Here is a 14,566-nt window from a genome sequence, read left to right as displayed (position 1 = left end):
GGGGCGCCGGCTGGGCGGGGCGGCCGCCGCGGCGCCGCTCGATCATGGCGACGGCGCTCTGCGGCAGCCAGGCCGCGGCCGTGCCGCTGTCGTCCTCGCCGGAGCCGAAGAGGTGCGGCGCGAGCATGGCCTGCAGGTCGGCCGGGGTCGGCCGCTTGGCCACGTCCATCTGCATGCACGCGTCGATGAGCGGACGCAGTTCGTCCGGCAGCCCCTCCAGGTCCGGGCCCTCGCGCAGCAGCATGAAGACGGTCTCCACCGGGTTGGCGCCGTGGTACGGCGCGTGGCCGGTGGCGGCGAACACCAGCATCGAGCCGAGCGAGAAGACGTCGCTCGCGCCGGTGACGCTGCGGGAGTCGCGGGCCTGCTCGGGGGACATGTACGCGGGCGTGCCCACGGCGACGTTGGTCATCGTCAGCCGTGTGTTGGAGACGCCGGACGCGATGCCGAAGTCGATCACCCGGGGGCCGTCCTCGACGACGAGGACGTTGGACGGCTTGAGGTCACGGTGGACGAGCCCGGCGCCGTGGATGGACTGCAGGGCCTCGGCGACGCCGGCCGCGAGCCAGCGCACCGCCTGGGCCGGGAGCGGCCCGCACTCGTTCACTATCTCCTCGAGCGAGGGCGCCGGCACGTACGCCGTGGCCAGCCACGGCACGGCGGCGCGCGGATCGGCGTCGACGACGGCCGCCGTGTAGAAGCCGGAGACCGCGCGGGCGGCCTCGACCTCGCGGGTGAAGCGCACCCGGAACAGCTGGTCCTCGGCGAGCTCCGTCCGCACGGTCTTGATCGCCACTCGCCGCCCGGACGCCGAGCGCGCGAGGTACACGAGGCCCATTCCGCCCGCTCCGAGCCGGCCCAGCACCTCGAAGGGCCCGATCCTTCTCGGGTCGTGCTGCGTCAGCTGCTCCACTTGCCTGCCACCTCCCCGTAGGGCCATGAGATTACGGCCCCGTGCCCCCTGATTGTTCCTGTCCGGGGCGGTGGTTGCGAACCCGGGGGCGGATCGGGGTGTCCCGTCTCATTTCGGAGAGGCGCCGGAGGGCGGGGCGGCGGGCGTGTCGCCGGGCTACGCGCCCGATTCCTCCCGGTCCGACGCCGTTCCGTCCGACTCGGGAGCGGCTCCGGTGTCCGGCCCGGACCCGGAGGCCGACTGGGACCCGGAGGCCGGCCCGGACCCGGAGGCCGACTGCGACCCGGGGTCCGGTCCTGCGGCGGGCGCGGCGTCCGGCTCCGCGCCGGGCCCGGCGGCGGGTACGGCCCGGAGCTCGACGGTCTGCGCGGTCTCGGGCTCGGCGGCGGGCCCGGCCTCGGCCCCGGAGGGACGTTCGGCGGCGCGCTCCTCGGCGGACCCGGGTTCCGCCCCGGCGCCGGCGTCGGCTTCCGGCTCGGCGAGGACCGCGAAGCGGGCGCCCTGGTTGTCGTGGAGGACGGCGATCCGGCCGTACGGGGTGTCGACGGGGCCCTCGGCGACCCGGCCGCCCAGGCGTACGGCGGTGGCGCAGGCCTCGTCGCAGTCGTCGACGGCGAAGTAGACGAGCACGTGGCCCGGCATCTCGGCGGGGAACGCGTCGGTGATCACCGCCCGGCCGCCGAAGGCGGTGTCGTCCCCGGCCCGGGACCCCGGCGGCGACCACACCCGGTAGTCGAAGCCCTCGGTCTTTCCCGCCTCGCCCGGGAGGACCTGGCGGCCGAGCCAGCCGAAGACGCTCGCGTAGAAGGTGTCGACCGCCTCCGGGGCCCGGGTGTACACCTCCATCCAGCAGAAGGACCCGGGCTCGCCGGTCACCTCGAAGCCGTCGTCGTCACCCGCCTGCCGCAGCCCGAAGACCGCCCCGCCGGGATCGGCGGCGAGGGCGAGGACGCCGAAGGGGCCGACCGGATACGGCTCCATGACCATCTGCCCGCCGGCCGCCTTCACGCGGCCGGCCAGCGCCCCCGCGTCGTCGGCCGCCAGGTACACGGTCCACGTGGTCGGCATCCGCCCGTCCCGCTTCGGCACGAGCCCGGCCACCCGCCGCCCGCGCAGCAGCGCCTCGTCGCGCGCGGGGTCGAAGCGCCAGCCGAAGAGCTCACCGTAGAAGCGCTTCCCTCCTTCGAGGTCGGGAAGCTGCGCGTCCACCCAGCAAGGGGTGCCCTGTGCGAATACGGCCATGCCACCAGGATGGGTCGGCCCGGGCGGCCGCGCGCTCTCAGAGTGCGCTCGTACCGCCAAAGGAGCCGGAAAGCGGGACCGACCGGGAACGGAAACCGGGACCGGCCGGGAACGGAAACCCGGACCGGCCGGGAAACCGCCCCGGAACCCTCGCCTGCTCGATTTTGTCCACCGAAGTTGTCCACAGGCTGTTCATAACCGCCTCGCATCACTCCCTGATCAACTTCCGACCGACCTCTGATCGAATCAGGGCCGATCCCTGACCGATCCCTGACCGCTCCCTGGCCGGCCGACCTCTGGCCGATCCCTGGCCGGCCTCCGACCGGAGGCGCTCATTCCGCACCCGCGGGGGCCGGCCCCGAGGGCCCGTCCCGGGGGTCGCACCCATTTGCAGTCGGCCGAATCGCGCCTCGATCACCCGTCGGTAAGCTGACGGCATGACAGGACAAGTACGCACCGTCGACGGCCGCGTGGCCGGACGACGCGGCCAGGCGACGCGGCAGAAGCTGCTCGACTGCCTCGGCGAGATGCTCAGCTCCTCGCCCTACCGGGACGTCAAGGTCATCGACGTGGCCCGGAAGGCGGGTACTTCACCCGCGACGTTCTACCAGTACTTCCCTGACGTCGAGGGCGCCGTCCTCGAGATCGCGGAGGAAATGGCCAAGGAGGGTGCCGGGTTGACCGAACTGGTCAGCGGGCGCTCCTGGGTCGGCAAGGCCGGCTGGCAGACCTCCGAGGACCTGGTCGAGGGATTCCTGGACTTCTGGCGCAAGCACGACGCGATCCTGCGGGTGGTGGACCTCGGGGCCGCGGAAGGCGACAAGCGCTTCTACAAGATCCGCATGAAGATCCTGAACTCGGTCACCAACTCCCTGACGGACGCGGTGAAGGAACTCCAGTCGAAGGGCAAGGTCGACAAGGACATCAGCCCCGCGGCCATGGCGGGCTCGCTGGTGGCGATGCTGGCGTCCGTCGCCGGCCACCAGAAGGGCTTCCAGACCTGGGGCGTGAAGCAGGCCGAACTCAAGCCGAACCTCGCCCTGTTGGTGCATCTGGGGATCACCGGCAAGAAGCCGACGAAGTAGTCCCCACCCCCCTTCACCCGTCCTGTCGCGCGCCGGCGGCGGTCCCGTTTCCCCGCGTTCGCGCACGGGGTACGGGACCGCCGCCGGTCTGCTTTCACTCCTCGGGCGCGGCGCGCGTCAGACGGAACAGCCGGATCTCGCGCTCGATCCGCGCCTGGTACGCGGCGTACGGCGGCCAGAAGGCCAGCGCCGCCCGCCAGGCCTCGGCCCGTTCCTCGCCGGCCAGCAGCCTTGCCCGTACGGGGAGGCGCTCGCCGCGCCAGCTGATCTCCGCGTCCGGATGGGCGAGCAGGTTGCCGGTCCAGGCGGGGTGTCCGGGGCGGCCGAAGTTGGAGCCGACGAGCAGCCAGGTGCCGCCCGGCTCCGGCAGGCAGGCGAGCGGGGTCGCCCGCGGCCGCCCGGTCCTGGCGCCCTTGGCGGTGAGCACGACACCCGGCAGCATGCGGGCGCTGAGCAGCACCTTTCCGCCGGTGAGCCGGTGCACGGCGCGGTCCACGGCGGGGATGACGCGGGGCGCGACCCGGGCGAAGGCACGGGTGGCGGAGACCTTCTGGATCAGACGCAGGCCGACGGGCACCTAACCCACCTCCCTACCGGACGGCCGCGCCGCCGCGGGCCCGCCGGACGGCCGCTCCCCCGTCGCGGGGTCGTCGAACAGTCCGCCCCGTTCGGCGGCGCGGGCCCGGAGGCGTACGGCGGGACCGAAGAGGAGTTCGTCGGCGGCGGCGCGCTTGAAGTAGAGATGGGCGTCGTGCTCCCAGGTGATGCCGATGCCGCCGTGGAGCTGGACGGTCTCGGCCGCGGCGGCGCGCTGCGCGTCGAGGGCCTGGGCGAGGGCGAGCAGCGCGGCGACGCCGTCCGGGTCGGCCTCGTCGGCCGCGCGGACCGTGAGCGAGCGGGCCGACTCGATCCGGACGAGCAGGTCGGCGAGGCGGTGCTTGAGTGCCTGGAAGGAGCCGAGGGGGCGGCCGAACTGTTCGCGGGTGGTGACGTGCTCGACGGTCCGGTCGAGGGCTCCGCGGGCGGCGCCGACGGCCTCGGCGGCGAGCGCGAGGGCCGCGGCGCGGCCGGTCGCGGCGAGCGCGCCGAGGGTGTCGACCGGTTCCTCGCCGAGCAGTTCGGCCTCGACGTCGCGGAGCCGGACGCCGGCCTGGGAGCGGGTGAGGTCGAGGGTGGGTTCGCGGCGCCTGGTGAGCCCCTCGGCCCCGGCCCGTACGAGGAAGAGCAGGGTGCGGCTGCGCGGGAAGCCTCCGGTGTGCGCGGCGACGAGGAGGAGTCCGGCGCTGTGCCCGTCGAGGACGTGGCCGGCCTCGCCGTAGAGCGACCAGTGCTCGCCGTCGGGCCGGGTGGCCTGGATGCCGCCGGAGCGCCCGCCGCCGGACCAGGGCGCGGCGGTGTTGTCGCCGGTGATTCCGAGGGCGAGCGCGAGCGAGTCGCCGGGGAGGGCGAGGGCGCAGGTCAGGGTGGAGTCGGCGATCCGGGGCAGGAGCGCGGCGCGCTGCCGCTCGGTGCCGAGTGCGGCGATCAGCGGGGCGGCGAGGACGCCCGTGGCGAGCAGTGGGGAGGGGACGAGGGCGCGGCCGGTCTCCTCGCAGGCGACGGCGAGTTCGGCGGGTCCGCAGCCGGCGCCTCCGTAGGCCTCGGGCAGGGTGAGTCCGGGCAGGCCGAGGCGGCCGGCGAGGGTGGTCCAGAGCGCGGAGTCGTATCCCTCGGGCGTCTCGACGGCGGCGCGGACCTCGGCCGGTCCGGCGCGTTTGGCGAGGAGCTCGCGCAGGGTGCGGCGGATCTCCCGCCGGATCTGCTGCTGTTCTTCGGTGACGGCGGCGGTACGCATGGGACTCGGCATGGGCCTCGGGTCTCCCCTCCGTATCTGACGGTGCGTCATGCTAGGACCCGCCGGTGTGGATGCACAGCCCGGCGGGCGGGCCGGATCGAGGAAATCTGATGTACCGTCAGATTCATGCCCACCACCACAACGGACCGCCGCCGTCGCGTCGCCGTCGTCGGCATCTCCCTCTCCGACTGCGGCCGGGTCGACGAGGCCACGCCGTACGCCCTGCACGCCCAGGCCGCCCGCCGCGCGCTCGCGGACAGCGGCCTGGACCGTTCCGTGATCGACGGCCTCGCCTCGGCGGGGCTCGGCACCCTCGCACCGGTCGAGGTCGCCGAGTACCTGGGGCTCCGCCCGCGCTGGGTGGACTCGACCTCCGTCGGAGGCGCCACCTGGGAGGTCATGGCGGCGCACGCCGCCGACGCCATAGCCGCCGGGCACGCGAACGCGGTGCTGCTCGTCTACGGCTCCACCGCCCGCGCCGACATCCGGGCCCGCCGGCGCACCGGCAACCTGTCGTTCGGCTCCCGCGGGCCGCTGCAGTTCGAAGTGCCGTACGGGCACAGCCTGATCGCCAAGTACGCGATGGCGGCGCGCCGCCACATGCACGAGTACGGCACGACGCTGGAGCAGCTGGCCGAGGTGGCGGTGCGGGCGCGGGCGAACGCGGCGCTGAACCCGGAGGCGATGTTCCGCGAGCCGGTCACGGTCGACGAGGTGCTCGACGGCCCGATGATCGCGGACCCGTTCACCAAGCTGCACTGCTGCATCCGCAGCGACGGCGGCTGCGCCGTGCTGCTCGCGGCGGAGGAGTACGTGCCGGACACGGCGAAGGCGCCGGTGTGGGTGCTCGGCACCGGCACGCACGTCTCGCACACCACGATGTCGGAGTGGGAGGACTTCACGGTCTCGCCGGCGGCGGTGAGCGGCCGGCTCGCCTTCGAGCGGGCGGGGGTGCGGCCCGCCGACGTCGAACTGGCGGAGATCTACGACGCGTTCACGTACATGACCCTGGTGACGCTGGAGGACCTGGGCTTCTGCGCGAAGGGCGAGGGCGGGGCGTACGTCACGGAGAAGGACGGGCTGCCGGTGAACACGGACGGCGGCGGCCTGTCCGCCTGCCACCCGGGGATGCGGGGGCTGTTCCTGCTCGTGGAGGCCGTACGGCAGCTGCGCGGCGAGGCACCGGGACTCCAGGTGCGGCGCCCGGACGGCTCACTGCCGGAACTGGCGGTGGCGTCGGGGACGGGCGGCTGGTTCTGCTCGTCGGGGACGGTGGTGCTGGGCCGGGGCTGAGACCCTCCGGGGCGGCCCGGTTCCACGCCACGCGCCGCCGGACCTCCAGGACGGGCGACCAGATGCGCACACGGCGCTTCGGCAATCCCCCGACCAGGGCCGATCACGCTCGGCGCCGTCTTCTGAACCGGTTCGAAACCGCCTACCGGCGCGTAGGGGGCCGCTGTTACGATCACGGTCTCGGACGGGCGGTTCGAGACGGGAGGTGCCGAAGGGGGCCGCGCGAGCACGCGCGAACGACGGCCACCCGTCCCCCGCCTGATCAGGCTTCTCAGAGGGGGACTTCCTTGAACCTGCACGCCCGCAGAGCGTCGCTGGCCGCGGCCACCGCCCTCGGCATCACGGCCGGCCTGACCGCCGCGATCGCGGCACCCGCGAACGCCGCGACGGCCGCCACGGCCGCCACGGCCACCGCCGACGAGGTGGTCATCCCGAATCCCGGGCGCGAGCGGCCGCGCGTCGACTCCCTCGAGCACACAGGCTCGACCGGCTACGCGCACACCCAGGAAGGCACCGGAACGGTCTGGACGGACTACGCGACGGGCACCGACACCCCGATCAGCGACGCCCAGGCAGCCGGCCACTCCGGCCTCCACGCGACGATCAGCTCCGAGCCGTTCGACCAGCCGCGCACGGTCACCGTCGCGGCGGTCGGCTCGGACACCACGAAGAGCATCACGCTCCCCGGTGGCCAGGTGTGGTCCAAGACGTACAACGCGGACACGACCCTCGCCTACACCGGGGACGCGGCCGGCCTCACCTCGCTCACCCTGTACCGCGCGGCCGAGGACGGCACGACCACCGCCCGGTCGATCACCGACATCCCCCATGGCATCAGCCCGGTCATCGCCGTCCAGCAGGACCTGCGCGGCGCGATCCTCCGACTGCGCCCCACGGCCGACGGCACGGGCGGCGGCACCTACCTGCTCGACTACACGACCGCCACGGTGAAGCCGCTGCCGGCCGCCATGGCGACCACCGGCTCGTACGCCCTCGGTGACCGCCACGTCGTGTACTACCCCGGCTACGGCAAACCGCTGGTCTCCGTCCCCCGCGACAACCCGGCGGCCCAGCCGGTGCAGACCGTGCTCCCGACACCCGTCGGCAACGAGGGACCCGGCCTCGCCTTCGCGGTCAGCGGCGACAGTGTCGTCTACCAGCGGAACCTGCTCTACCCCGAGAACGGCTACCTCGCCGGCCACGCCCTGCGCTCCGTCCCCGTCGGCGGTGGCGCGGCCACCGAGCTCCTGAAGCACGCCCAGCAGGGCAGCTTCGCCACCGCGCCCGACGGCAGCGTCCTCGTACCCGGCGGCAGCAGTGCTCTCGACTGGGCCCTCCACCGGATCTCGGCGGGCGCCGACGGCACGCCGCGGGTGACCCGCGTACGCGACATTGCGCCGATGCCCCGGAAGATCACCCAGCTCGCCATGGGCGGCGACCGGCTTCACTACCTCAGCCCCACCGGTCGGGACGGCATGGTCGAGCTCGCCGAGGTCGACACCAACGTCGGCGGCACTCCCGCCTCGACGGCGCCGAAGACCCGTTTCCGCTTCCTCTCCGACGCCCCGTCCGGGCTCGCCTCGCTCGGCGACGGCGACCCGGTGGTCGCGTGGCGCCACAGCGTGGTCCTCCCCACCAGCACGTCCTCCTTCTGGCCGGTGGAAGGCATCCCCGAGGGCGCCACCGTGGTGGACGGCGCGGGACGGTTCTTCCTCGCGAAGGCCGGTGACGCGACCTACGTCGGCGACCTCGAGAGGCGCTACGCGGGCGAGTCGGGCGTCCTGTTCACCCTGCGGAACTCCCCCGCGGCCCTGTGGGACACCACGCTGTGGAAGCCCTCCGCCGCCACGGGCACCCTGGTCAACTCCTACGACCTGAAGACGAAGACCACGTCGGCGGCGATCGACCTCGGGTCCGGCTGCCGGCCCACCGAGCTCCAGGCCTCCTCGGGCCGCTGGCTGTACTGGGCCTGCGGAGCCGACAGGGCCGGCGTCTACGACCTCGGCCTGAAGAAGAGCGTCCCGGTCCCGGTCGGCGAGGCCCTGCTCGGCGACGGCTTCGTCGTCCGGCACGAGGGCGACAAGCTCAGGCTGACGGACGCGGTCACCGGACAGACCTCCGACGTCGCGGACCTGCCCGCATCGGCGGCCGGTTCCGGCCGCAGGACGACATGGACCGTGGACAAGTTCGGCGGCGGCGTGGCCTACGTCGACGCGGCACAGGACGTCCACGTCAAGCCGGCCGGGCTCGCCCGCCGGCCGCTGGCCACGCTCGACTCCTCCGTACCCGCCCTGTCCTACGCCGACCTGTCCGGCGTCGAACCGGAGAACACCTGGGAGCCGGTGTGGCGCTTCTCGCGGCCGGTCTCCTGGGAGCTCAAGGTCACGAAGGGCGACGGCCAGGTGATCCGTACCTTCACCGGGGCGCGCAGCGCCGGTGCCGCGGTCCGCGTGGCGTGGGACGGCAAGGACTCCAGGGGCCGCGGCATCGAGTCCGGCCAGTACCGCTGGGAGCTGATCGCCCGTCCGCTCGACGGCGCCGACGCCGCGCAGGCCGGACGGGGCGCCTTCGACGTCCACGGCAGCTCCCTGACAACCGTCCCCGGCACCTACACGCCGGTGACGCCCGCCCGTCTCCTGGACACCCGTTCCGGTCTCGGCGCGCCGAAGGCGAAGGTCGGGCCGAACGGCACGGTCCTGCTGAAGGTGGGCGGCCGGGGCGGGGTGCCCACCGAGGGGCTCACGTCCGTGGTCCTCAACGTGACCGCCACCAACGCGACGGCCGACAGCTTCGTCTCGGTCTACCCGTACGGGACCCTGCGGACGTCGGCCTCCAGCCTCAACTTCACGGCCGGTAAGACCACCGCCAACCTGGTGACCGTCCCCGTCACGGACGGCTACGTCCAGCTCTACAACAAGAACGGCTCCGTCGACCTGCTGGCCGACGTCGCCGGGTACTACCAGGAGGGCACGGCCGCTTCCTCGTACGAGGCCGTCACGCCGACCCGCCTCATGGACACCCGCACCGGCACCGGCGTGCCGAAGGCCAAGGTCGGCGCGGGCAGGACGGTGACGCTCGGCGTGACCGAGCCCGGCGTCACCGCCGTCGCCATGAACGTCACCGCGACGAACGCGACGGCGACGAGCTTCGTCGCGGCGTACCCGTACGGGACCACCCGCCCCGACGTGTCGAACCTCAACTTCACGGCCGGGCAGACCGTCCCCAACCTGGTGATCGTGCCCGTCAAGGACGGCAGGATCACCTTCTACAACCGGGCCGGCTCGGTCGACGTCATCGCCGACGTCGCCGGGTACTTCAAGCAGGGCACCGGCTCCGTCTTCACCGGCATGCAGCCCAAGCGCATGATGGACACCCGCGCCGGCCTCGGCGCGCCGAAGGGGAAGGTCGGCGCCGGGCAGTCGGTGAGCCTGACCGTCGGCACGAAGTACAAGGCCGTCGTCCTCAACGTGACCGCGACGAACCCGACCGAGGCGAGCTTCGTCTCCGTCCACCCGTACGGCACGACCCGCACCTCCGCGTCGAACCTCAACTTCGTCGCCGGGCAGACCGTCGCCAACGGCGTCGTCGTGCCGGTCGAGGACGGCAGGATCACCTTCTACAACAAGAACGGCTCGGTCGACCTGATCGCCGACGTCACCGGCTACTACACCGGCTGAGCGTCCCGCACCACCGCGCCGCGGGGCCTCATGATGGACGCCATGGACGACGAACGGCGTTTTCAGGAGGCCCTGCGGTCCGTGCGGGTCTGGGACACCGAGCTTCCCGGCTTCGACCCGGACGACGCGCCGGAGGAGCCCGTCGCGCTCTTCCACCGGTGGTTCGCGCAGGCCGTGGCCGCGGACGTGGTGGAGCCGAACACCATGCAGGTCGCGACCGCCGACGCGGACGGCCACCCGGACGTGCGGACCGTGATCCTGCACGAGGCGGACCGGCGCGGCTGGCACTTCGCCTCGCACTCCGGCAGTGCGAAGGGCCGTCAGCTCGCCGCCCGCCCCGAGGCCGCGCTGCACTTCTACTGGGCCGCGCAGGGCCGCCAGGTGCGGGTGCGGGGCCGGGTGGCCACCGGGACCCGCGAGGAGGCGTACGAGGACCTGCACGCCCGGACGACCGGCGCCCTGGCCTCCGCACTGGTCAGCCGGCAGAGCGAGGTGCTCGCCTCGCTCGACGAGCTGGAGCGGGCCAGCGCCGCCGCCTGGGAGCGGGCGCGGCGGGAGCCGGGCGCGCACGCGCCGAGCTGGACGCTGTACGTGGTGGAGCCGCGGGAGGTCGAGTTCTTCCAGGGCGACCAGGACCGGCGCCACATCCGGCTGCGCTACCGCCGCACACCGGGCGGCTGGACCCGCGAACTGCTCTGGCCGTAAGGGCCGCAGGAACGGCCGTACGGGCCGGCGGCCGTGATGCCTCCGGCCCGTACGCGCGGCCCCGTCGTACTCCCGCGCCTTGGCGCCTGTCGGGCGGATCAGGGCCGCGGCCCCGGCCACGACCCGCCGGAGGGGCCCTAACCGGCCGCCAGCGCCAGCGTCGGCGACAGCCTGGACGCGCGGACCGCCGGGTACAGGCCCGCCACCGTGCCGATCGCCAGGGTCGCGGCGAAGCCGCCCGCGGCCGACCAGGGCGGAACGACCCAGGGCAGGCCGCCGGTGGCGGCGTACGCGGCGACGGCCGCCGAGCCGAGGGCCACGCCCGCCAGGCCGCCGAGGCCGGACAGCATCAGGGACTCCGTGACGAACTGGATCCGGATCTGGCCCCGGGTGGCGCCGAGCGAGCGGCGCAGGCCGATCTCGTGACGGCGCTCCAGCACCGAGATGATCATGGTGTTGGCGACGCCGACCCCGCCGACCAGCAGCGCGATCCCGCCGAGGCCCAGGAGCAGCGTGGAGAACGCGCCCTCCGTCGCCGCCTTCGCCTTGAGCGCCGACGACGGGTCGCCGACGGCCACGTTCTGCGGGTTGCGCGGGTCGATCGTCGGGGCCAGGAGGTTCTGCACCTGCCGTACCGTCGCGTCCGTGGACCGCTCGTACACCGCCGTCGGATGTCCGTCGAAGCCGAGCAGCCGCTGGGCGGCGTCCCAGCCGACGAGGGCCGAGCGCTCGATCTCGGGAGCGAGGGGCAGCGGGTCGAGGATGCCGACGACGGTGAAGTAGCGGTCGTCGATCCAGACCTGGCGGCCGGGCCGGTCGATGCCCAGGCGCTCGGCCGCCACATGTCCGAGGACCACGGCCGGGTAGCGGCCGTTGGCGGCGTTCAGCCAGGTGCCTGCGGCCGGCCGGCCGCGCAGGACGTCGAGCAGGCGCTCCGTGGCCGCCTTCACCGCGATCCCGCCGGTCTCGCCCTCGGGGATCTTCTCGGAGCGGCGGACCGTGCGGTCGAGGTCGCCCGTACCGGCGGCCTCCTCGACGCCGTCGATCCGGCCGACCATGCCCACCGCGTCCTTGGGCAGCTTGACCTCCTGCCCGCTGAACATCCCCTCGCCCGCCTTCGCGACCAGCATGTTCGTGCCGAGCGCGTCCAGCTGTCGCAGCAACTGGGCCTGGCTGGACGCCGAGATGCCCACCACCGCGATCATCGTGGCGATGCCGATGGCGATCCCGAGGGCGGAGAGGACCACGCGGACCGGGCGGCTGCGCAGTCCGGCGGAGCCGACGTGGAGGACGTCACGCGGGCCGAGCCGGGCGGCCCGCAGCACGGGTGTACGGGACATCAGGCCGCCACCTTTCCGCGCGCCGTGTCCGCCACGACGCGGCCGTCGCGGATCCGTACCTGGCGCGGCAGCCGGCCCGCGATCTCGGTGTCATGGGTGATGACGGCGATCGTCGCGCCCTCCGCGTTCAAAGTGTGCAGCAGGTCCATGACGGCCTCGCCGGACGCCGAGTCCAGTGCGCCGGTCGGCTCGTCGGCGAGCAGCAGCGCGGGCTCGCCGACCACCGCGCGGGCGATGGCGACGCGCTGTCTCTGCCCGCCGGAGAGTTCGTGCGGGCGGTGCCGCAGCCGGTCGGCGAGCCCGACCCTGGCCAGGGCGTCGGCGGCCATCCCGCGCCGCCGGGCCCGGGGCAGGCCGGAGTAGAGGAGTCCTTCGGCGACGTTGTCCACGGCGGCGACGCCGGGGACCAGGTGGAAGGCCTGGAAGACGAAGCCGATGTGCCGGGCGCGCAGGGCGGAGAGCCGCCGGTCGGTGAGCGCGGCGACGTCGTGCCCGGCGATCCGCACGGAGCCGCCGGTCGGCCGGTCGAGCGTGCCGACGACGTGCAGCAGGGTCGACTTGCCGGAGCCGGAGGGGCCGACGATGCCGAGCAGTTCGCCCTCCCCGATGGTGAGGTCGACGCCGTCGAGGGCCCGGACCCCGCCCGGGTACTCCTTGACGACGCCCGTCAGTTCCACGACGGCGGTCATGCGGACGGCACCCCCACCTGCATGCCCTCGCGCAGTCCGCCGCCGCTGACCTCGACCCGGCCCTGGCCGAACATGCCGAGCTCGACCTTCACGTCCCTGGTCCGGCCCTGCTCGACGACCTGGACGCCGAAGCCGCCGCCGGGCAGGGCGAGCAGGGCGTTGACGGGGACGGACAGGACGTCGCGGCGGGTCTCGCCGGCGAGTTCGACGGTGACCGGCGACCGGTCGACGCCCTTGGCCCGGCCCGGTTCGTCGAAGGAGACCGTGATCTCGATCTTCGGGGTCGGGTCCTGCGGGTCGTCGCCCTCGGAGGCCGTCCGGCCGACGGCCGAGACCCGGCCGGGCAGTTCGGTCCCGTCGGGCAGCCGGACCTTCACCCGGGTGCCGGTCTTCGCCGTCGCCGCCTCGGCGACGGGCAGTTCGAAGCGGGCGACCCGCTCGGAGCCGGTCACGGTGAGGACCGGGGAGCCCGGCTGCACGCGGTCGCCGGGCGCGAGGGTGTTCTCGGCCGAGCCTCCGCCGGCCTCCTTCACCCGTACCGCGCTGCCCGCGAAGGCGATCAGGTCCGGGCCGATCGTGCCCGTCTGCTCCAGGCCGTGGGACTTCTGCCAGCGCTTGACGGCCGCCGCGGTCTTCGCGGTGTACTCCTCGTCGACGTCGAAGCCGGTGTGGCCGAGGGCGGCGAGGTTCTCCTCCAGCTGGCGCACGTCCCTGCCCTTGTCGCCGGTCTTCAGGGTCCGGTACATGGGCTCGGCCCCGTACATCAGGCGGACCGCCGCGCCGTCGACCTCGTAGAGCCGGCCGTCGCGCCGGACGACGGAGCCGTTCGGGGCGAGCCAGGTGAGGGTGCCGCCGGCGCCGCCGGCGTTGATCCTCCGCTCGCCGAGATGGCCGAGGGTGCCGTCCTGCTGCGAGCCGTCGGTGAGGTCGCCGCGGACGACGGGCGCGGTGGCGGGCGGCAGTCCCCGGGAGCCGCCGGGCCCGGCCTGTGCCTGCCCGGTGCCGGACCCGGTGCCGGTGGTCAGGGCGGTGACGGCGATCCCGGCACCCGCGACGGCGAGGACCGCCACGAGCGCGACCACGAGCCGGCGCCGCGTCAGGGGCCGCCGCTCCCGGTGGCTCGCGGGACGACCGTCCCGGGGCCCGCTCTCCTCCCGGTGGCCGCTCGCGAGGTGCCCCCGGTCGCCGGCCGCGCCGCGTTCCCGGTCGCCGGCCGCGCCGTGTTCCCGGTCGCTCATCGGGCCACGCCCTCGCACTTCTTCATGGCCTTCTCGAACGTCTGCTTCCCCGCGCCCTGCGGCATGGGCAGGGCCTTCTGCATGCCGCCGTCGAAGTTCGGGTCCGGCATGTCGTAGCCGTTCTCGCGCATGCAGCGCGCGTAGGCCAGCGCCTTGTCCTTGTCGGCCTGCGTGGGCTCCTTGCCCCAGCCGGCGCCGCCCGCCTTGTCCTGGCAGGCCTTGAACGCCGCCTCGATCTTCTCCTTGCCGACGCCGTCGCCGCCGACGGTGAGGCCGACGCCCTGCTCGCCCGGCTTGGGCTCGGGCACGTCGAGGCCGTGCTCGCGCAGGCACTTGCGGTGCTCGAAGGCCTGGTCGGCCTTCTTTCCCTCCTCGCCACCGCCCGCTCCGGGCGGCGCCTCGCCGCCTCCGCCGGAGCAGGCGGTGGCGGTGGCGGTGGCGAGGAGGGAGAGGAGCGTGAGGGCCGCGAAGGCGGCGGGCCGTGTGGTCTTCCGTGAGGTCGTCATGGCGGCGAGGGTGCCGCGAAGGGATGTTTCGCCTCTCTCAGCGG

At 74.0% G+C, this 14,566-nt stretch carries 11 protein-coding genes and 1 pseudogene; 4 read left to right on the top strand and 8 right to left on the bottom strand.

All coding sequences use genetic code 11. From position 1 onward, the window contains the following. Both ESG85_RS02335 and ESG85_RS02330 read right to left on the bottom strand, forming a co-directional pair. Positions 1 to 913, bottom strand: a 913-nt coding sequence (locus ESG85_RS02335) for a serine/threonine-protein kinase (RefSeq protein WP_425471136.1), incomplete at its 3' end; no start/stop codon positions are given. Between the two features lie 471 nt (positions 914 to 1,384). Further along, positions 1,385 to 2,155: pseudogene (locus ESG85_RS02330) on the bottom strand (VOC family protein); the annotation flags it as partial. A gap of 437 nt (positions 2,156 to 2,592) precedes the next feature. On the opposite strand from ESG85_RS02330, the gene ESG85_RS02325 reads away from it, so the two are divergent. Next, complete coding sequence (locus tag ESG85_RS02325; protein WP_128976319.1) at positions 2,593 to 3,240, top strand: TetR family transcriptional regulator; 648 nt, start codon at positions 2,593 to 2,595, stop codon at positions 3,238 to 3,240. Between the two features lie 94 nt (positions 3,241 to 3,334). Here ESG85_RS02325 and ESG85_RS02320 read toward each other — a convergent pair whose 3' ends face one another. After that, positions 3,335 to 3,817 (bottom strand): nitroreductase/quinone reductase family protein, encoded by a 483-nt coding sequence (locus ESG85_RS02320; RefSeq protein ID WP_128976318.1) that lies wholly within the window; start codon positions 3,815 to 3,817, stop codon positions 3,335 to 3,337. Next, positions 3,818 to 5,086: an acyl-CoA dehydrogenase family protein gene (locus tag ESG85_RS02315; protein ID WP_246094776.1), complete on the bottom strand. Its 1,269-nt coding sequence runs from the start codon at positions 5,084 to 5,086 to the stop codon at positions 3,818 to 3,820. A 114-nt stretch (positions 5,087 to 5,200) separates the two neighbouring features. Here ESG85_RS02315 and ESG85_RS02310 point away from each other — a divergent pair, with 114 nt between their 5' ends. The 3 genes from ESG85_RS02310 (at position 5,201) to ESG85_RS02300 (ending at position 10,749) form a co-directional block, all read left to right on the top strand. Further along, a complete protein-coding gene (locus tag ESG85_RS02310) occupies positions 5,201 to 6,367 on the top strand; it encodes a thiolase C-terminal domain-containing protein (RefSeq protein WP_128976317.1) in 1,167 nt (388 codons plus the stop codon). Between the two features lie 287 nt (positions 6,368 to 6,654). Further along, positions 6,655 to 10,044, top strand: coding sequence for a hypothetical protein (locus tag ESG85_RS35630; RefSeq protein WP_128976316.1), 3,390 nt, complete (start codon positions 6,655 to 6,657; stop codon positions 10,042 to 10,044). Positions 10,045 to 10,086: 42 nt separating this feature from the next. Further along, complete coding sequence (locus ESG85_RS02300; protein ID WP_246094775.1) at positions 10,087 to 10,749, top strand: pyridoxine/pyridoxamine 5'-phosphate oxidase; 663 nt, start codon at positions 10,087 to 10,089, stop codon at positions 10,747 to 10,749. A 137-nt stretch (positions 10,750 to 10,886) separates the two neighbouring features. On the opposite strand, the gene ESG85_RS02295 is transcribed toward ESG85_RS02300, so the two are convergent. The 4 genes from ESG85_RS02295 to ESG85_RS02280 are packed head-to-tail and all read right to left on the bottom strand — an operon-like array spanning position 10,887 to position 14,522. Then, entirely contained in the window at positions 10,887 to 12,089 is a 1,203-nt protein-coding gene (locus tag ESG85_RS02295; protein WP_128976314.1) for an ABC transporter permease, read from the bottom strand. Further along, complete coding sequence (locus ESG85_RS02290; protein ID WP_128976313.1) at positions 12,089 to 12,778, bottom strand: ABC transporter ATP-binding protein; 690 nt, start codon at positions 12,776 to 12,778, stop codon at positions 12,089 to 12,091. The genes ESG85_RS02295 and ESG85_RS02290 overlap by 1 nt, the downstream gene beginning before the upstream one ends. After that, the gene (locus ESG85_RS02285) at positions 12,775 to 14,016 is read right to left on the bottom strand and encodes a peptidoglycan-binding protein (protein WP_128976312.1); all 1,242 of its coding nucleotides are present in this window, start codon (positions 14,014 to 14,016) and stop codon (positions 12,775 to 12,777) included. Before ESG85_RS02285 ends, ESG85_RS02290 begins: the two co-directional genes overlap by 4 nt. Further along, positions 14,013 to 14,522, bottom strand: a complete 510-nt coding sequence (locus ESG85_RS02280) for a hypothetical protein (RefSeq protein WP_128976311.1) — start codon at positions 14,520 to 14,522, stop codon at positions 14,013 to 14,015. The genes ESG85_RS02285 and ESG85_RS02280 overlap by 4 nt, the downstream gene beginning before the upstream one ends. Positions 14,523 to 14,566 lie beyond the last annotated feature (44 nt).

Source organism: Streptomyces roseicoloratus, from assembly GCF_004117935.1.
Classification (GTDB): domain Bacteria; phylum Actinomycetota; class Actinomycetes; order Streptomycetales; family Streptomycetaceae; genus Streptomyces; species Streptomyces roseicoloratus.
The sequence above is the reverse complement of the archived record's forward strand: the minus strand, read 5'-3'. Positions and strand labels throughout refer to the sequence as shown.